Here is a 17619-nt window from a genome sequence, read left to right on the forward strand (position 1 = left end):
CACGCGCCGACCGGTCAGGAGAAAAGAGGAGGTTCAACATGACTGGTCGAAAGAGGAGAAGAGAGGGTCGAGGGGGGGCGCGGCGCGCCTTCCTCGGCGCTTTCTGTTTCGGTGTAGTACTCGCGGCCCTGCCGCAGGATGGGGCCGCCGCCGGCGGGCCGGTCTGCGAGCGGACCATCACGGCGGACGTGGTGGCGTTGGATCAGGTGATCACGTTCAACCGCTTCGGGGCCAAGAACCCCTACGGCATGATCTATGCCCTGAAGCGCGATGTGGTCTCCACCGACGGCGGGCCGACGCTGGAGCCCGGCAAGGTCCGCCTGCACAGCGGCAAGCGCCCGCGGCCAATGGTTCTGCGCGTGAACGAGGGGGACTGCCTTCAGGTCACCTTCACCAATCTGCTGTCGCCGCAGCGCCGTGACAGCGAGCAGCCGGTCACCCGGCAGGCATCGTTCTTCGCCATGGGCCTGAATTTGGTGGATTCCATCTCCAGCGCGGCCTCCTTCGTCGGCAACAACCCGTCCAGCCTGACGGCACCGGGGGAGACCCGGACCTATACCTACCATGCTGCCAAGGAAGGCACGCACCTGGTCTACAGCACCGCGGCCGCAGCGGGCAGCGAGGGCAATCTGGGCACCACCACCATGGGCCTGTTCGGCGCCATCAATGTGGAGCCCAAGGGTGCGGAATGGTACCGCAGCCAGGTGACCGCGGCCGACATCGAACTGGCCAGCGGCGGCGAGAAGCTGCCGACCGGCCATCCGAAGGTCGATTACACCGCGCGCTATCCGGATGGGCGCCCCATCCTGGCGATGCTGGACGGGAACGAGATCGTCCATGCCGACATCAACGCCATTATCACCGGGCCGAACCGCGGGCACTTCCAGCAGGATTTCCCGTACAACTACATTCTGGAGCCGAACGTCAACGCCCCGCCCTCCGATGCGGAGGATGTGGTCACCCGCCCCCGCGAGGAACCGTTCCGCGAATTCACCGCCATCTTCCATGACGAGATATTCGCGCTTCAGGCCTTCCCGGAATTCACCGATCCAAACCTGGAATTCACACTAGAGAGCGTGCGCGACGCCTTCGGCGTCAATTACGGAATCGGCGGCGCCGGCGCGCCGGTGCTGGCCAACCGCAAGGGTATCGGCCCGGCCGGCGACTGCGCCGAATGCAAGTACGAGGAATTTTTCCTGACCAGCTGGGCCAACGGCGATCCCGCCATGATCACGGACCTGCCGGTCAACGCCCAGCAGCCGGGAGAAGCGGCGACCAAGGCCCTCTATCCGGACGACCCCTCGAATGTCCATCACAGCTATCTCGGCGACAAGGTGCGGTTCCGGCAGCTCAATGCCGTGCAGGAGCACCACATCTTCCACCTGCATGCCCACCAGTGGCTGCTGACGCCGAACAGCGGCGACAGCGCCTATCTGGACAGCCAGGCTGTCGGTCCGGGCAGCGCCTACACCTATGAAATCGCCTTCGGCGGTTCTGGCAACCGCAACTACACGGCCGGCGACAGCATCTATCACTGCCACTTCTATCCCCACTTCGCCCAGGGCATGTGGGCGCTGTGGCGCGTGCACGATGTATTCGAGACCGGCACGACCCTGACCGCCGACGGCAAGCCGGCGGAAGGGGCCCGCGCCCTGCCCGATGGCGAAATCGCCGCGGGAACGCCCATCCCGGCCGTGGTCCCGATCCCCACCCTGGCCATGGCCCCGCTGCCGGCCGAGGTGTCGATCGAGGACGGCGCCCTGACCATCGCCGAAGCCGATCTGGATGAGGGCAAGAACCCGGGCTATCCCTTCTGGGTGCCGGGCGAGGCCGGCCACCGGCCTCCCAAGCCGCCGATGAGCACGATCGTGGATGGCGGCCTGCCGCGTCATGTGGCCGTGGCCGGCGAAGCGATTGCCCCGCCGCCCAACCCCTACGACTTCAACAAGCTGGTTGAAAAGCTCGGAGTCCGTTTCCTGGATGAGAACGGCACCCGCATCGAGAAGGTGGCGATGGCCTTCCACGCCAACCGCACCCATCCCTCGGTCACGCCGGAAGGGCAGAGCCGCGGCTTCATCTCCAACGGTCAGCCGGCCGTTCCGGGGGCTCCTTTCGCCGACCCCTGCGTGAACGATTTCGGCAATCCGGTCACGAACCGGTTCCGCACCATCAAGGGGGCGGCATTCCAGACGGATGTCACCTTCAATAAGGTCGGCTGGCACTTCCCGCAGCAGCGCATCCTGGCGCACAACGAGGATGTGGAGCCGCTGCTGGACGGCAAGATGGCGCCGCAGCCCTTCTTCTTCCGGGCGCATTCCAACGACTGCGTCAGCTTCGAGCTGACGAATCTCCTGCCCCATGTCTATGAGCAGGACGACTATCAGGTGAAGACCCCGACCGACGTGGTCGGCCAGCACATCCACTTGGTGAAGTTCGACGTCACCGCCTCGGACGGTGCGTCCAACGGCTGGAACTATGAGAGCGGCGTACTGGCGCCGGGCGAGGTGCGGGAGCGCATCGCCGCCATCCGCGAATACTATCATTGCGATGCCGAAACGGATGAGGATCTCGTCAATGAAGAGATCTGCGCTCTGGAGCCGGAAGAGCATCCGGTGTTCCGCGGCGGCCGGGGGGATGAGTGGCTGGGCGCCCAGACCATGGTGTCCCGCTGGTATGTCGACCCCATCACCAACCGGTCGGGCGGCAGCCGTACCCTGCGGACGGTGTTCTCGCACGACCATTTCGGCCCCTCGACCCACCAGCAGGCCGGCTACTATGCCGGTCTGGTGATCGAGCCGGAGGGCAGCAGCTGGCGTCACCCCGAGACCGGGGAGGAGCTGGGCACCCGCGACGATGGCGGCCCCACCAACTGGGCGGCCGATATCCTGACGGCCGACGCCGAGTCCAGCTACCGCGAGTTCCTGCTGGCGGTTGCGGATTTCCAGCCGGCCTATGAGAAGAACAAGGGCGGCACGGCGGAGACCCCCGTACCCGACCCGTCCGGGGCCATCAACCCGCCGGGCCGGACGCCGATCGGCCTCCCCTTCCTGCTGTCCAAGCCGCGGATCTGCCCGAACGGCAGCCCGCCGCCGTGCCCCGAGGGCGTGTCCACCTACGACCCCGGCACCATGCTCATCAATTACCGGAACGAGCCGCTGGCGCACCGCCTGCTGAATCCCGCCAAGCAGGCCGACGGCAGCTTCCGTCCTGCGACGGGCAATGCCGGAGACCCGGCCTTCGCCTACCGCTCGGACGTCGTCCGGATGATCCCGGAGCTGAACGTCCAGCCCGACTTCTACCCGCCGCTCACGGCGGACGTGCGGCCCGGCGACCCCTTCACCCCGCTGATCCGCTCCTACAAGGGCGACAAGGTGCAGGTCCGCATGCTGGTAGGCGCGCATGAGGAGGGCCACGTCGTCTCCGTCCAGGGCACGAAGTGGCTGGCGGAAGCGGGCGACGGCGACTCAGGCTGGCGCGCCGCGCAGATGATGGGCATTTCCGAGCACTTCGAGTTCGAGACCCCCGTCTTCGCGCCCGAAGCCACGGTCGGCGACGCCACAGACCATATCTATATGGGCGATGTTTCCACGGACGGTCTGTGGAACGGCACCTGGGGCCTGATGCGCGCCTATGAACGGGTTCGCGGCGACCTCAAGCCGCTGCCCAGCAACCCGCTGACGATCAAGGGAACCTCCATCCCCGGCGAAGTCCGCAACGCCGGCGAGTTCCGCGGAGCCTGCCCGGCCAATGCCCCGATCCGCCGGTTCGCGGTCACCGCCGTCCAGGCGATGAATGCGCTGCCTGGCGGCAAGCTGATCTACAACAGCCGGCCGGGCGCGCTGCCCGACCTGCAGGGACCGCTGAACGACCCCACGGCGATCCTCTATGTCAACGACAGCGACCTGACGTTCCAGGGCAAGCTCAAGGCCGGCGTGCCGGTCGAGCCGCTGGTCCTGCGGGCCAATGCCGGCGACTGCATCGAGCTGAAGCTGACCAACAAGCTGCCGGCAACTGGCGATCTCCTTGACCTTGCCGGCTTCGACGCCTTCCCCATGCTGGTGGAGAAGTTCAATGCCAACCAGGTGAAGGTATCCCGCCATGTGGGCATTCAGGCCCAGCTGCTCGCCCACGACGTGGCCGTGCATGGCGGCTTGAATGTCGGCATGAACCGGACGGAGGCCCGCCGCACGGTCGATCCGAACCAGACGGTGGCTCCGGGCACCTCCCGCACCTACCGCTGGTACGCGGGCGATGTGGATCTGAAGCCCGATGGGCGTCTGGTCGCAACGCCGGTGGAGTTCGGCGCAGTCAACCTGACCCCGGCGGACCACCTGAAGCAGCCGTCCAAGGGTCTGGTCGGGGCCTTGGTGATCGAGCCGCAGGGCAGCACCTGGACCGTGGACCCGGACAGCCGGGCCAAGGCCACCGTCCACAAGGCGGACGGCACCAGCTTCCGTGAACTGGTCATGGTCTGGCAGGATAACGTCAACCTGCGTGATGTCCGCGGACGCCCGATCTGCCCGGTGGCGGGTGCAGGGATCGTCGGCCAGGACGGGCCGGAATTCCCGGACCCGGAAACGGCTGAAACCCCGTTCGCGGCCACCGACTGCGTCGGGGTCGAGGACAGCGAGGACTCGGGCAACAAGGCGGTGAACTACCGGACAGAACCCTTCTGGTTCCGCAAGGGCTATGCTCCCGGCCTGTTCCCCAACCAGAAGGCCGACATCGACTTCGCCAACGTGCTGTCCAACAGCATCACGGGCGGCCAGGACCCGCAGACGCCGATCCTGACCGTGGCGAAGGGCGAGCAGGTCCGCATCCGGCTGGTGCAGCCGGGCGGCCATGGCCGGAACGGCGTGTTCACCGTGCATGGCCACGCCCATGAAAGCCGACCGTACGCCAACGGCAACGTCTTCTCGCAGACCATTGCGTCGAATCCGGCCTCCGACCTGCGCCCAGCGCGCGAGGGGACCGGTGCGGGCCAGCATTTCGACTTCGTGCTCGGCCCGGCGGGCGGCGTGTTCAACGTCCCCGGAGACTATCTGATCCGCAACGAGTTCCCCAACGGCTTCGAAGCCGGCATGTGGAACCTGCTGCGCGTGACGGAGTAGTCCGGGCCTGAAGGCGCGGCGCCGGAGGACATCCGGCGCCGCGCTTTTCATTTGAGCGATCAGCGGCCGCACCGGGCCGGCAGGTGGTGCCTTCATTGCACCAGCCGGTTACCCCCAGCGCGCGCAGCCCTCGCCAAATCGAAAGTAGTATTTTAGCCCGACCGATTTCACGGACCGGTAGACCGGCGAACGCAGCCCCGGACCGGCCGACGACCGCCCAATAGCATGGAGTTCCCGATGTACAGAGCCGTCCGCTCCATCTGTCTGCTGCTGGGAGCCGGGCTTGCGGTCGGCACGCCCGCCCAGGCCGCCCCCCTGGCCGAGACCACCATTCAGGGGCTGCGCATCTCCGTTGCGACCGCCGGCGGCGTTCCGCTGAAGGCGGGAGAGGCGCAGGAGATGACGATCGCCTTCCATGATGCCGCCACCGGCGCGCCGGTTCCCGGCCTGACGCCGATGGGGTGGTTCGACCGCCGCAAGGAGAATGCGCCCTCCTGCCCCGCCCGCATCGGAGCCTTCGTGCAGGGCGGTTTGACCACGCGGGCGGAGGCGGACCTGAATGCCTGGCGCATCGTGACCATGAACGAGGATGCCACCCTGGCCGTCATCGACCCCGTGGACGGGCTGTCGCGCACCAAGCTGGAGCATCTGGTGGAGCTTGGAAGTCCCGGCTATGACTGGCGCCTGTCGCCGGACGGGCGGGCCCTTTATGTCAGCCTGCCGGATGCCGGCACGGTAGCGGTTGTGGACGCGCGCAACTGGACGGTGACGCGGCGCATCCCGGTAGAGGGGGCCCGCAACCTGTCCCTCGCCGCGTCGGGTTCCACCCTGTGGAGCAGCTCCGCCAACGGCGCGGTCGCCATCGACACGGCAAGCCTGGAGGTAAGCGCCCGCTTCGACCTCGGTGGCCCGGCTCGCCCGGTGATCGGCGCCGGCAAGGTGCTGCTGCTGGCCGCCCGGACCGCCCGGCTGGTCGATACCGCGGACACGTCTGCAGTGCAGACGCTGGAGGTGGGCGGCAGGGCTGCCGCATGGTCGCCGCTGTCGCAGAGCTTCTTCACCGCCGATCCCGCCCGCGCAGGCATCCATGTGATCGCGGAGCATGACGGGTCCGTGCGGGAGGTCGAGGCCGCCGCAGGGCTGGTTTCCCTTGTCGCCTCGCCGGATGGACGCTGGATCGCCGCCCCCAATCCGCCCGCCGGGCAGGTGCTGTTCCTCGACACCGCCGACAACAGTATCAGGCACCGGGTTGAGATCGCCGACGAACCGGACCAGGTCGCCTTCACCACCGAGTTCGCCTATGTCCGCGCCCTGGGCAGCGAGCGGGTCAGCATGCTGCGGCTGGCCGACCTTGCCGGCGCCGCCCCGGTCTCCACCACGGAGGTTCCGGCCGGCAGCCGCGTACCCGGCGACGCGCCGGTCCGGCCGGCTGGAGCGCCCGCCATCGCGCCGGCGGCAATGCCGGGCGCCATGCTCCTCGCCAACCCGGCGGAAGAGGCTGTCTGGCTGCACATGGAAGGCATGAACGCCCCCATGGGAAGTCTGGCCGTCGCCCGCCACAATCCCCGCGCCGTGTTGGCGGTCGGCTACGGCCTGCGCGAGGTGGAGCCGGGCATTCACAGCGCAACGGTAACGCTGCCGCGACACGGCGATTATGAGCTGGCGCTGAGGTTGGACAGCCCGGCCGTCGCCGAATGCCTGCCGGTCGCCGTCGCCCCCGACCCAGCCGGAAGAAAGCGCCTGGCGCTGGAGCATCTGGGCGGCGAGCGTGTCCTGCCTGTGGGGCAGACCGCCGATATCCGGTTCCGGCTGAGCGGCCCCGCCAATGTCGGCGAGGCCAAGGACGTACAGCTCATGGCCATCCTCCTGCCCGGAACGCGCCAGACCCGCGTGGCGGCGGAGCCGCTGGGCAAGGGCGAGTACAGCGCCAAGCTTGCCCTGCCCGAGGCCGGACGCTGGCAGCTTCTGGTGGAAGCGCCGTCCCTGCGTGTCGGCTACCACCAACTGCCCTGGCGCATTCTCGATGCCGTGGAGGAGCCCAAGAATGAGACGCCGTGACCTGATCATCGCCGCGGCGGCCGCAATCGGCCTTTGTGCTGCCGGCCCAGGCCTTGCCCATGAAGTCGGCCATGCCGGGCATGGCGGCCGGGACGAGCGGCAGCCGGATCGGTCCGCCCGCGTGCATCTGGCCGATGTTCCGGTCATCGATGCCGCCGGTGCCGAGCGCCAGTTTGCCGGCGATGTGGTCGCGGGCCGCATCGCGGTGATCGACGCCATCTTCACCAACTGCACCACGGTCTGCCCCGTGACCTCCGCCCTGCTGGCCGAGCTGCGGGCACAGGTCGACGCTGCCGGGATTGAGGTGGACTATGTCTCCGTCTCGCTCGACCCGGTGCGCGATACGCCGGAACGCCTAACTTCCTATGCCGCCACCTATGGCGCGCACCCGTCCTGGACCCTGGTCACGGGGGAGCGGCAGGACATCGCCGCCGTGCTGAGGGGCCTCGGAAGCTATAGCGCCGATCCGGCTGCCCACCTGCCCAGCATGTTGGTCGGCGATCCGGTCCGGCAGGACTGGCGCCGGTTCTACGGCCTGCCCGATCCGGAGCGTCTCGCCGCCGCCATTAAGGAACTGGCGCAATTGCGTGCGCCGAAGAGAGAGGTGTCCCATGTCCATTGAGCGAAGCGCCCCACGCATGGAAACCCTGCCATTCCTTGACCGCCGCAGTCTGCTGGCGGGGCTTGTCGGCAGCGCGGCTGTCGCCACGCTTCCTCGGCCGGCCCGTGCGGAAGCGCCCGCTCCGGCGCGGTGCGACGAGAATGAGCGGGAATGGTTCACGGATACGGAGCTGGTGGACCAGACCGGTCGCACGGTGCGGTTCTATTCCGATGTCCTGTCCGACCGTACGGTGATCGCAAACTTCATCTTCACCAGTTGCCAGGATGCCTGCCCCCTGACCACCGCCCGCCTGCTGGCGGTGTCCCAAGGGGTGCGCGACCATGCCGGCCGGCCGGTGCGGCTGGTCTCCATCAGCGTGGATCCGGAGACCGATACTCCGCCGGTCCTGACCACCTTCGCCAAGCGCATGGGCGAGGCGGAGGACTGGATGCTCCTGACGGGGGAGCGCGCCGCCATCGATAGGGTGGTCTCCCGGCTGGGTCAGAAGCTGAATGTGCGGGAGGACCATACGGTGCTGCTGCTGGCCGGCAACGTGGCCGCGCGCCGTTGGGCCAAGGTGACTCCGATGGAAACCCCGGAAGAGGTCACCGCCCGCTTGAAGGCCCTGGCCGCCTTCCCGCCCGTGAACAGCGTCTGCTGAGCACGGAACCGGCCGGGTCCGTCGGCAGCGCCGCGGCCCCGGCCCTTACACAGCCAGCGAATTCACGCTCAGGATCGCCATCACCACGGCCGCGATCACCAGGGCGATCAGCCCACCCAGGCCGATGGTGAGCAGCGGCACCAGAATGGCCAGGATGCGCTGGATGCGCTGGGCCGTCGCGGCCTCCAGCACCTTCGCCGCCTGCGCCAGCATGGGGGCGAGACGCCCGGTCTCCTCGCCCACCCGGACCAGATCAACCGCGGCCGGCGGAAACAGCCGGCTGGCCGCCAGCGGGCCGGCTATCCCCCTGCCCTCCACCATGGCGACATGTACCTGCCCGATTCCCTCGGCGATCACGCGGTTTGCCACCGCCGCACCCGCGAGTTCCACGGCGCGGGCAGCCGGGACGCCGTTGCCGAGCAGGACCGAGAGCATGCGCAGGCAACGGCCGGCCTCGATCTGTCGCACCATGCCGCCCAATCCGGGAAGTCGCAGCATCCAGCGGTCGATTGGCCGGCGGAAGCGCGGCTGGCGCGACAACCATGCCAGGGTGAGCCCAGCGCCAAGGCCGGCCGCCGCAGCCGGTATGCCCCAGTTCCGGAACAGCTCCCCCATGGACAGCACCAGCCGCGTCACCAGCGGCAGCCGCTCATCCCCGGCATCGAACAACACTTCGAGCTGAGGCAGGACAATGGTAAAGAGCACCGTGACAGCAAGGCCGGTGGTCACCAGCAGGATGGTCGGGTAGATCAGGGCGGAGCGAAGCTGCTCCTGCGCCTCCGCCTGACGCTCGCTGAGGGCGGCCAACTCCGCCAGAACCTCGGACAAAGCGCCCGCGGCCTCACCCGCGCGGACCATGCCGACGGCATGGGGCGGAAACAGCCCGCCAGCACGCTCCAGCGCCTCCGATAAGGGTGCGCCCGCCCTGACATCCGCCAGAAGGTCGCGAAGCACCGGCGCATGGACCCGAACGCTCTCCATCCGGGCCAGGATCGTGAGCGCCTTGTCCAGCTCCAACCCGGCCTCGAGCATGACGGACAATTCCCGAACGATCCCGGCCAGTTGCCGGGCCGCCAGTCGACGCCCCGCCGGCTGGTTTCCTGCTGCCGGTGCCAGATGCAGTGGAAAGGCCCCTTTCTGATGCAGGGCGGCGACGGCCTGGCTCCGGTCGGCGGCGCGGAGATTGCCCCGCACCACCCGCCCGTCGGCTTCGACCGCTTCATAGGTGAACAGCGCCATTCTCAACCTGCCATCGTCGCGCGGAGGACTTCGTCCGCCGTGGTTTCGCCTGCGGCGGCCTTGCGCAGACCCGCCCGCCGCAGCCCCTCCATCCCTGCCTCCGCCGCCAGCCGCCGGATGGCTCCGGCATCGCTCCGGCCCATGATGGCGCGTCGGACCGGGTCGGTGACGGTGAGGAGTTCAGCGATGGTGGTGCGCCCATACCAGCCGGTGCCCCGACATTCCGGACAACCGACCGGCCGCATCGGACAGATATCGCTACCGGCCGTGAGGTCTGGAGCCAGCCGCTCAAGCACGGCGGCAGCTTCCGGGTGGGGGCGGCGGCAATGGGGGCAGAGCGTGCGCACGAGGCGCTGGGCCAGCACGGCGTTGAGGGTGGAGGCCAGCAGATATTCCTCCACCCCCATGTCCAACAGGCGCGCCACGGCACCGGGCGCGTCGTTGGTGTGCAGGGTGGAAAGGACGAGATGTCCGGTCAGCGACGCCTCAATTGAGATCTGGGCCGTCTCACGGTCGCGGATCTCACCCAGCATGATGATGTCGGGGTTCTGGCGCAGCAGCGACCGCAGGACGTGGGCGAAGGTCAGGCCGATCTGGGGACGCACCTGGATCTGGACAATGCGCGCCAACTGGTACTCCACCGGGTCCTCCACGGTGAAGAGCTTCAGGTCGGGCCGGTTCAGCTCGGCGAGGGAGGCGTAGAGTGTGGTGGTCTTGCCGCTGCCCGTGGGGCCGGTGACCAGCACGATGCCGTTCGGCCGGGTGATTGCGGCGCGCCAGTCGGCGAGCAGCGGTCCGGCGAAGCCCAGCCGGGTGAAATCCAGCTCCACCGCGCCGCGGTCCAGGATGCGGAGCACCGCCCCCTCGCCGCCGATGCCGGGCGCGGTGGCAAGGCGCAGGTCGATTTCCCGGCCGCGCACCGTCATCTTGATGCGCCCATCCTGGGGCATCCGCCGCTCCGCGATATCCAGCCCGGCCATGATCTTCAGACGCGACACCACGGCAGGGGTGACGCCCGCCGGCGGCGGCTCCACCTCGCGCAGCGCACCGTCGATGCGCAGGCGCAGCAGGGTGCCCGTCTCGAACGGCTCCAGATGGATGTCGGAGGCGCGGGAGTCCACCGCGGCGGCGATCATCTGATTGACGAAGCGCACCACAGGAGCCTCGCTCGCGAGGTCGCGCAGCCGCTGCACATCGTCATCCGCCGCACGCACGGCGTCGCCGGCCGCGTCCGCCGCCTGGCCGTACAGCCGGTCTATGGCCTGCTCGATGGTCCGGGCTGGGGCCAGGCTCGGGCGGACGGGAACGCCGAAGGCAAGCCGCAGCGCCTGGAGCGCGTAGGCGTCCTCCGGATCCGCCATGGCCACGTCCACATGATCGGCATTTTCCCGCAGCGGAAGCACGCGGGCCTGCCGCAGCCATCGGGGATTGAGGCTGCCGACCGGTTCCGCCGGCCAAGCGGACGGCTCCACCAGCGGCAGTTCCAGCAGCTCGGCCAACATATCGGCCACCAGCCCGTCGGGGACCAGGCCGAGACTGACCAGCGCCGCCGACAGTCGTACGCCGCCCTCCTCCGCCGCACGGCGGGCGCGGTCCAGATTGGCAGAGCTCAACCGCCCTGCGGACAACAGCCGCTCCCCGAGACATGGAACGGCGGGGCGCATATCGGCGAGGACAGTCATGGCATCGGCCCCAGCTTGGTCACGAACAGTATCCAGGTGACCAGCCCGAGGGCCGGGGCGAAGGGAATGCGGCTGCCCCAACCGATGGTGGCCCGCCCCGCCGCAACCGTGCAGGCGAGGGTGCCGATACCGGCCAGCGCAGCCAGCAGGATCACCGCCGGCAGCGCCGCCGGACCGAGCCAGGCGCCCGCCGCGGCGGCGAGGATGATGTCTGCGTCGCCAAGCCCGTCCTGACCGCGCAGGCCGCGATACGCGCGGCCCAGCGCCCAGAACAGACCGCCTCCAGCCACCGCTCCGGCCGCATGCAGCCAGCCGGTGCCGGGAGCGACCACCTCGGCAGCCAGGATGCCGAGCGGAACCAGGGGCACCGAAAGCTTGTCGGGCACGACCAGGTGGGTGGCATCGACCGCCGACGCGGCCAGCAGCAGCCATCCCAGCAGACAGCCGAACCATGCTGCAGCCGGCGGCAACAAGGCCACGCAGGTCAAGGCGATCAGCACCGCCCCCAGTTCCATCCCGATGGGCACCAACCCGATCGACGCCGCACAGCGGCGGCAGCGGCCCTTGAGCATCAGCCAGCTCACCACCGGGATGAGGTCATACCAGGCGATGACGGCGCCGCAGCTTTCACAGCAGGAGCGCGCCGATGAGGTCGGCGAGCCGCTGGGAAAGCGCTGCACAACGACGCCCAGGAAACTACCCGCTACGGGGGCTAACACCAAAGGGCCGAGACTCTGCGCATCGAGCATTGGAACAAACTCCGACAACACTTTAGATTTTGTCGCGAATTGCTGGCTTCGTGACGCTAGCAGACTCCTCCGCCGGTTCTTGGCGCGGCAATCGGATAGGGGCCAGGTTCCTTCGCAGGCCATCACTTCAACTATCCTGTTCATGATAGATCGACGGGTGACCGGTATGACCGATAGTGCCAGGGCAGTTGGAAATCCGGGTCGGAAGCACGAAAAGGACCACACGGCCGCACCCGGCCGGGCCCTGATCGCCGGCCTGACGGCGCTGGCCCTGGCAGGCTGCGCAGTGCAGCCTCCGCCCCGGATCGAGGAGCGGTTCGCCGCCCTGGTCCAGCGTGCCGACACCGCTGCCTCCTCCCCCGGACCCGTCCCGCTGCAAGCCGGGGAGCCTGCCGATGGACGGCCCGGTCCGAGGCCGGCCTATGTCGAGCGCGGAAACGTACGCATCCGTATGCCCGCGGCCTCTGGCCCGGCCACATCCCCCGATGGCGGCCCCGTGGAGATGACCTTTCATGACAGCGACATCCGGGACTTCGTCCGCACGGTGCTGGGCGACATGCTGGGTCTGGCCTACAGCGTGGACCCGCGCATTGAAGGTTCAGTGACGCTGGAAACGCGGGGCAGCATGCCGCGCGACCAGGTCCTGCCCCTGCTGGAGCGGATATTACAGATGCACGGCGCGGCCCTGGCGCCCTTCCCCGGCGGCTTCCAGGTGGTGCCGGCGGACAGCGTCCTGCAAGCGGGCGTCCCCCTGTCCGCCGGGCCGGGCGCTACGGTGCGGGCCATTCCGTTGCGCCATGTCCCTGCAAAGGACCTAGCCGCCCTGTTGGCGCCGATCGTACCGAAAGGCGCTGTGGTGCAGCCGGAGGACAGGCTGAACCTGCTGGTGCTGGCCGGCACGCGGCCGCAGTTGGACATGCTGGAAACGGCGGTGGAGGCCTTCGACATCGACCGCCTGAGCGGGATGTCCTTTGCCCTCAAACCGCTGCAATACGCCGCTCCCGCCGCCCTGGCCCAGGAACTGGGCCAGATCTTCTCCGAAGGCGGAGAGGCGGAGGATGTCCGCTTCGTCCCGCTGGACCGCCTCGGCGCGGTGGTGGTGGTGACCCGCGATCCGGCCCAACTGGACCGGATGCTGCGCTGGGTGGAGCGGCTGGACCAGGAGGGGGGCGGGGCTACCCCGGAGCTGTTCGTCTATGCCGTGCAGAATGGCCGGGCCACCGATCTGGCGGCCACGCTGGGACAGGTGTTCGGGATGCAGACCGGCCAGACCTCCGCCGCCAGCCCGATCGGGGACATCGCGCCCGGTTATGGCGGCGGGATCGGTGGTCTGCCCTTCGGAGAGCCTGCGTTCGGCACGGATGCCGGGGGCGGGGCAACCGATGCGCCAGCGGCGATGACCGCCATGGCGCCCCAGCCGGCGGCTGGCCCGGCCATGTCGGCCATGATCCCGGCGATGGCGCTGGACGGCAGGTCTCCGACGGAAGGATCGTCCGCCATGTCCGGCCTCCGCGTCATTGCGGATGAGCAGCGGAACGCCCTGGTCGTATTCGGCACCCGGCAGCAGTACCGCACGCTCGAAACTGCGCTGCGCCAGCTGGACGTCGTGCCCATGCAGGTGATGATCGAGGCGACCATCGCCGAAGTGTCCCTGCAGGACGAGTTGTCCTACGGCCTGCAATGGTTCTTCCAGAGCGGCCGGTTCTCGACCCTGCTGACCCGCTCCAGCTCGGGCAGCGTTTCGCCATCCGTTCCGGGCTTCTCGGCCGTATTCGACGGTGTGGATGCCCGGGTGGTGCTGAACGCCCTGTCCAGCCTGACCGACGTGCGCGTCATCTCCTCCCCGCAGGTGCTGGCGCTGAACAACCAGACAGCCACGCTCCAGGTCGGCGACAGCGTACCGATCCCGGTACAGCAGGCAGTGAACGTCGCGGATCGGGACTCCGTCATTGTCAACAGTATCCAGTTCCAGGACACCGGCGTCACGCTGGAGGTCACCCCGCGCATCAATGAGGGCGGGCTGGTCACGCTGGAAATCGATCAGAACGTCTCCGACGCCGTACGCACCACCAGCTCCGGCATTGACGCCCCCACCATACAGAAGCGGCGCATCTCCAGCGTCGTGGCTGTCCAGGCCGGCGAAACGGTTGGCTTGGGCGGCCTGATCCGGGACAGCAGCAGCGCCGGAAACAGCGGCGTGCCGGTGCTGTCTCGCATGCCGGTGGTGGGGCCGCTGTTCGGCACCAGGACCATGGACGGACGCCGGACGGAGCTGCTCGTGCTGCTGACTCCGCACGTCATCCAGACGCCGCTCCAGGCGCGCCAGCTCACCAATGAGCTGCGCAGCCGGATGCTGGGCATGCAGCCCCTGCCTCCCAGGACCTGACGACGATGGGACGCGGACGCGAGGGTTTCGCCCTCCTGAGCGTCATGGGCATCGTGATCCTGGTCGGCCTGCTGGCAACCGTGGCGTTGAGCCGCGGCCGGCACGATATCGAGCGCGGAGCGGTCGCGGAGGCCACTGCAAAGGTCCGCGCCGCCGCCGACGGGGCGGTTGAGTCCATTGCCATGGATATTCTGATTCAGATGGCCAGGAACCCTGCCGGGCTTGATCTGACGCCGCGGCGACTCCGGATCGGGACTGTCGAGGTCACCGTCTCGCTGACGGATGAGGACGGGCTGATCGACCTGAACGCAGCTCCCGAGCCACTGCTGGCCACCTTGCTCACGGCCGCCGGTCAGGATCTGGTCGCGGCGGAGCGTCTGGCGGCACGAATCGCTGATTTCCGCGATGCGGACGGGCTGGTGCGGATCGGCGGCGCTGAACTGGCCGAGTACGCCAAGGCCGGGCTGGCCCACAGCCCTGCGAACGCGCCTTTCGGCTCAGTACTGGAGCTACGCCAGGTGCTCGGCGTGGACGGAGACCTTTATGGGCGGATCGCGCCGGTGCTGACCGTGCATACCGGACGCGAGCATCTCGATCCGGCCGCGGCTCCGCCTGAGCTGGTCCGGCTCCTGTCCGGAGGAGAGGCTGGCATGCCGCAACCCCGCACGGGCTCCCTCCTCGCCTATTACGCGCCGAGCCGGCGACGCATCTTCACCCTTACCGCCACGGCTGCCGCCGATGGGGCGGCCTTTACCCGGATCGCAACCCTGCGCCTGACCGGCAGAGCGCTTGCCCCAATCGAATGGCTGCGTTGGGAGCGCAGGGGGTAGTCAGGCGGCGCGGAAAACCGGAGCCCTGACCTCTCGAAGGTGGCTATCCCAGATAATGCACAGCCAATTGCAGGGGATTTGATACAATTCAGTCCAAATCCGCAGCCAATTGTCGTCAAGAATTTGGGGGGCCTTGCCAAATGAACGACATGTTAATCAATGCGGTTGCCGTCGTAATGGCCGGCTATCTGCAGCGCCGGGAGGTGGACCAACGGGATCTGGTCGGCCTGATCGGCGAAGTGGCAAAGGCTTTGACGGCTGCGGGGGCGCAGAAACCGTCGATAGCTCTTCCCACCGCACCGGTCCCACCCACGCCCTTCACGTCCCCGGATGCTACCATCACGGACGAGTATCTGATCTGTCTCGAGGATGGGGCGCGGGTGAAGATGCTGCGCCGGCATCTCCGCAACAGGCACAACATGACGTTTGAGGAATATTGCCGGCGCTGGAACTTGCCGCAGGACTATCCCTGCGTGGCTCCATCCTATTCCCGCTGCCGCCGCAAGCTCGCATCCGAGATGGGCCTCGGCCGGTCCATCCAGCCGAACCCCCGCGGCAAGCCCCGGAAGACCGAGACCGGCGCGGAGAGTCCGGCCGATCTGGAAGACGTGCTTGGCTGACCCGGCGGCCGCCCTGCAGGAGCTGGCCGCGACACTGCCCCAAGGATGACAAAGCGCCCGGCGGGCGACCGCCGGGCGCTTTGGCGTTCATCAGCCCCACATGATCCTCGGTTCGCGGATGCCGCGGACGGCGCCTTGACGCTGCAAGCTGCTGCGCCGCAGCCGTGCATGAAGTTCGGCATCGACCACGCCGGTGCGCCAGTCCTCCGCCTGGCCGACACGCCGCCGGACGGGGTCACGGGAGGCGGCGAAGGGCTTTTCCACCGCCATGCCTCGGCGTGCCGCGACCAGGGGGAGCTGCGGCAGAAGTCGGGCCACGGCGAATCCGGTCGGCCCGCGCATGACCTGTGCCCCCTCCTCATAGATGGACGCGGTCAGCCTCTCCCACCCCGTGAGGAGCCAGGACAGCCGCTCCACCGCGTGGTCCAGATCGGGCAGGAAGTGCTCCCATCCGGTCAGCACGGCCGGCAGGTTCGCAACGGTGTTGTCGATCAAGGCCATCGGCCCGGCGCACTCCCGCAGGGTTGCAGCGATAGTGCGGGCCAGCAGCGGACCGGCGGTATCCGGCCCCATCGCCTCTGTATCCTTCTGAAGCTGATGGAGTTGCCGCCAGACCGTGCGCAGCACGCCCCCACGGCCAGCACGATCCGGCCCTACGGGTGCCAGCAGGCCTGCCAGTTCCGCCAGACATCCCGTCAGCCGGGCCGGTGGAACGCCCGTCATCCGACCGATCCGGCCGAGGCGATGCCGCACGTCAGCATCCTCAAGTTCCAGTACGCCGTTCTCCGCCTCCCGGTCGGGACAGCCGAGCCGTATGAGGAGCTGCTGCACCAGCCATTCAAGCGTCACCGCCCGCTGCTTCCGGTCCGCCCCTTCCGCCCCGGCCAGGCGGTCGGCCGCCTCGCGGAACTGAAGCGGATGGCGGGCGCCGCTTCTGTTGATCGCCGCATAGAGGCGGCGGTCCGCGCCTTCCAGGCGCATCACGGCGGGAAGCGCTTCCCAGGCTATCACGTAGTAAACCCCGCCCCCGCCCGAGAGAGCATCAGTCAGCACCTCAAGCTGGCCGTCCGCACCGCGGCGCACGCGGGTTTCGGCCAACGCCGGCATGGTGAAGCCCAGGCGGTGTCCCAGCGCCTCGAACGTGGTGGGAACCAGCTCGGCATCGGCAATTCGGCCCAGGGCGGCGGACGAGGTCGGCATGATGGCGCTCCTTACCGGGCATTCAACGCGAAAGGCCGTGGATCAGGCCGGAGACGATGCCGCTGGCGAGCAGATCGGCACGGGCGGCAGGCCGGTAGTCGATGGTCAGGGAGGTCAGGTTTTCGATGGTCACATTGTCGAGGTTGTTGACCGTCCCCGGCAGCAGGGCGATCAGTCCATTGAAGGTCTGCGGGTCCAGCTGCTGGGGGACCGGGGTGCCGCGGCCGCTGTAGCCGTCCAGGGTGGACAGGGTCAGGCTGCCGGTGGTGGTGCCGTTCACCGCCTGGGTCAGCGCCAGGGTGAAGTGGACCTCGCTGCCATCGGGAAGCAGGAGCCGGCCGACCGACCGGTCAAGCTCGTCCACGCTGGCGCGCGGAGCGTGGCCGAAAGCGCCCAGCCCCGATTCCGCCGACGCTGGCTGCGCAGCGGCGAGCAATGGAAGCGTCACGAGCGCCAAGCGGGTAAGATTTCGGATGTTCATG

General features: G+C 68.5%; 12 protein-coding genes. 7 read left to right on the top strand and 5 right to left on the bottom strand.

What is annotated here, in order from left to right:
* Positions 1-38 precede the first annotated feature (38 nt).
* The 4 genes from DOL89_RS20460 (at position 39) to DOL89_RS20470 (ending at position 8431) form a co-directional block, all read left to right on the top strand.
* The gene (locus tag DOL89_RS20460; protein ID WP_119681184.1) at positions 39-5111 is read left to right on the top strand and encodes a multicopper oxidase domain-containing protein; all 5073 of its coding nucleotides are present in this window, start codon (positions 39-41) and stop codon (positions 5109-5111) included.
* A gap of 237 nt (positions 5112-5348) precedes the next feature.
* Positions 5349-7169 carry a hypothetical protein gene (locus DOL89_RS25110; protein WP_162937731.1) on the top strand — a complete coding sequence of 607 codons (1821 nt, stop codon included), beginning with the start codon at positions 5349-5351 and terminating at the stop codon, positions 7167-7169.
* The gene (locus tag DOL89_RS20465; protein ID WP_162937732.1) at positions 7156-7791 is read left to right on the top strand and encodes an SCO family protein; all 636 of its coding nucleotides are present in this window, start codon (positions 7156-7158) and stop codon (positions 7789-7791) included. Before DOL89_RS25110 ends, DOL89_RS20465 begins: the two co-directional genes overlap by 14 nt.
* A complete protein-coding gene (locus tag DOL89_RS20470; protein ID WP_119681185.1) occupies positions 7781-8431 on the top strand; it encodes an SCO family protein in 651 nt (216 codons plus the stop codon). Before DOL89_RS20465 ends, DOL89_RS20470 begins: the two co-directional genes overlap by 11 nt.
* Before the next feature lie 45 nt (positions 8432-8476).
* On the opposite strand, the gene DOL89_RS20475 is transcribed toward DOL89_RS20470, so the two are convergent.
* The 3 genes from DOL89_RS20475 to DOL89_RS20485 are packed head-to-tail and all read right to left on the bottom strand — an operon-like array spanning position 8477 to position 12101.
* Positions 8477-9670 (bottom strand): type II secretion system F family protein, encoded by a 1194-nt coding sequence (locus tag DOL89_RS20475; protein WP_119681186.1) that lies wholly within the window; start codon positions 9668-9670, stop codon positions 8477-8479.
* 2 nt (positions 9671-9672) lie between these two features.
* A complete protein-coding gene (locus tag DOL89_RS20480) occupies positions 9673-11352 on the bottom strand; it encodes a GspE/PulE family protein (protein ID WP_119681187.1) in 1680 nt (559 codons plus the stop codon).
* Positions 11349-12101, bottom strand: a complete 753-nt coding sequence (locus DOL89_RS20485) for a prepilin peptidase (protein ID WP_162937733.1) — start codon at positions 12099-12101, stop codon at positions 11349-11351. The genes DOL89_RS20480 and DOL89_RS20485 overlap by 4 nt, the downstream gene beginning before the upstream one ends.
* 166 nt (positions 12102-12267) lie before the next feature.
* Between DOL89_RS20485 and gspD the strand changes: the two genes are divergently transcribed.
* The 3 genes from gspD (at position 12268) to DOL89_RS20500 (ending at position 15937) form a co-directional block, all read left to right on the top strand.
* Complete coding sequence (gene gspD / locus DOL89_RS20490; protein WP_162937734.1) at positions 12268-14487, top strand: type II secretion system secretin GspD; 2220 nt, start codon at positions 12268-12270, stop codon at positions 14485-14487.
* Positions 14488-14492: 5 nt separating this feature from the next.
* Entirely contained in the window at positions 14493-15317 is an 825-nt protein-coding gene (locus tag DOL89_RS20495; protein ID WP_119681189.1) for a type II secretion system minor pseudopilin, read from the top strand.
* A gap of 140 nt (positions 15318-15457) precedes the next feature.
* A complete protein-coding gene (locus DOL89_RS20500) occupies positions 15458-15937 on the top strand; it encodes a MucR family transcriptional regulator (RefSeq protein ID WP_119681190.1) in 480 nt (159 codons plus the stop codon).
* A 90-nt stretch (positions 15938-16027) separates the two neighbouring features.
* Here the strand turns inward: DOL89_RS20500 and DOL89_RS20505 are convergent, their stop codons facing one another.
* Both DOL89_RS20505 and DOL89_RS20510 read right to left on the bottom strand, forming a co-directional pair.
* Positions 16028-17137 (bottom strand): hypothetical protein, encoded by a 1110-nt coding sequence (locus tag DOL89_RS20505; protein WP_119681191.1) that lies wholly within the window; start codon positions 17135-17137, stop codon positions 16028-16030.
* Between the two features lie 22 nt (positions 17138-17159).
* Positions 17160-17618, bottom strand: a complete 459-nt coding sequence (locus DOL89_RS20510) for a hypothetical protein (RefSeq protein ID WP_119681192.1) — start codon at positions 17616-17618, stop codon at positions 17160-17162.
* Position 17619: the final 1 nt, after the last annotated feature.

Source organism: Indioceanicola profundi, assembly GCF_003568845.1.
In the GTDB taxonomy this organism is placed as follows: domain Bacteria; phylum Pseudomonadota; class Alphaproteobacteria; order Azospirillales; family Azospirillaceae; genus Indioceanicola; species Indioceanicola profundi.

Excerpts from the sequence above, each read along its gene's own strand:
- DOL89_RS20460 (WP_119681184.1), top strand. The coding sequence starts at position 39 with ATGACTGGTCGAAAGAGGAGAAGAGAGGGTCGAGGGGGGGCGCGGCGC.
- DOL89_RS25110 (WP_162937731.1), top strand. The coding sequence starts at position 5,349 with ATGTACAGAGCCGTCCGCTCCATCTGTCTGCTGCTGGGAGCCGGGCTT.
- DOL89_RS20465 (WP_162937732.1), top strand. The coding sequence starts at position 7,156 with ATGAGACGCCGTGACCTGATCATCGCCGCGGCGGCCGCAATCGGCCTT.
- DOL89_RS20470 (WP_119681185.1), top strand. The coding sequence starts at position 7,781 with ATGTCCATTGAGCGAAGCGCCCCACGCATGGAAACCCTGCCATTCCTT.
- DOL89_RS20475 (WP_119681186.1), bottom strand. The coding sequence starts at position 9,670 with ATGGCGCTGTTCACCTATGAAGCGGTCGAAGCCGACGGGCGGGTGGTG.
- DOL89_RS20480 (WP_119681187.1), bottom strand. The coding sequence starts at position 11,352 with ATGACTGTCCTCGCCGATATGCGCCCCGCCGTTCCATGTCTCGGGGAG.
- DOL89_RS20485 (WP_162937733.1), bottom strand. The coding sequence starts at position 12,101 with ATGCTCGATGCGCAGAGTCTCGGCCCTTTGGTGTTAGCCCCCGTAGCG.
- gspD (WP_162937734.1), top strand. The coding sequence starts at position 12,268 with ATGACCGATAGTGCCAGGGCAGTTGGAAATCCGGGTCGGAAGCACGAA.
- DOL89_RS20495 (WP_119681189.1), top strand. The coding sequence starts at position 14,493 with ATGGGACGCGGACGCGAGGGTTTCGCCCTCCTGAGCGTCATGGGCATC.
- DOL89_RS20500 (WP_119681190.1), top strand. The coding sequence starts at position 15,458 with ATGAACGACATGTTAATCAATGCGGTTGCCGTCGTAATGGCCGGCTAT.
- DOL89_RS20505 (WP_119681191.1), bottom strand. The coding sequence starts at position 17,137 with ATGCCGACCTCGTCCGCCGCCCTGGGCCGAATTGCCGATGCCGAGCTG.
- DOL89_RS20510 (WP_119681192.1), bottom strand. The coding sequence starts at position 17,618 with ATGAACATCCGAAATCTTACCCGCTTGGCGCTCGTGACGCTTCCATTG.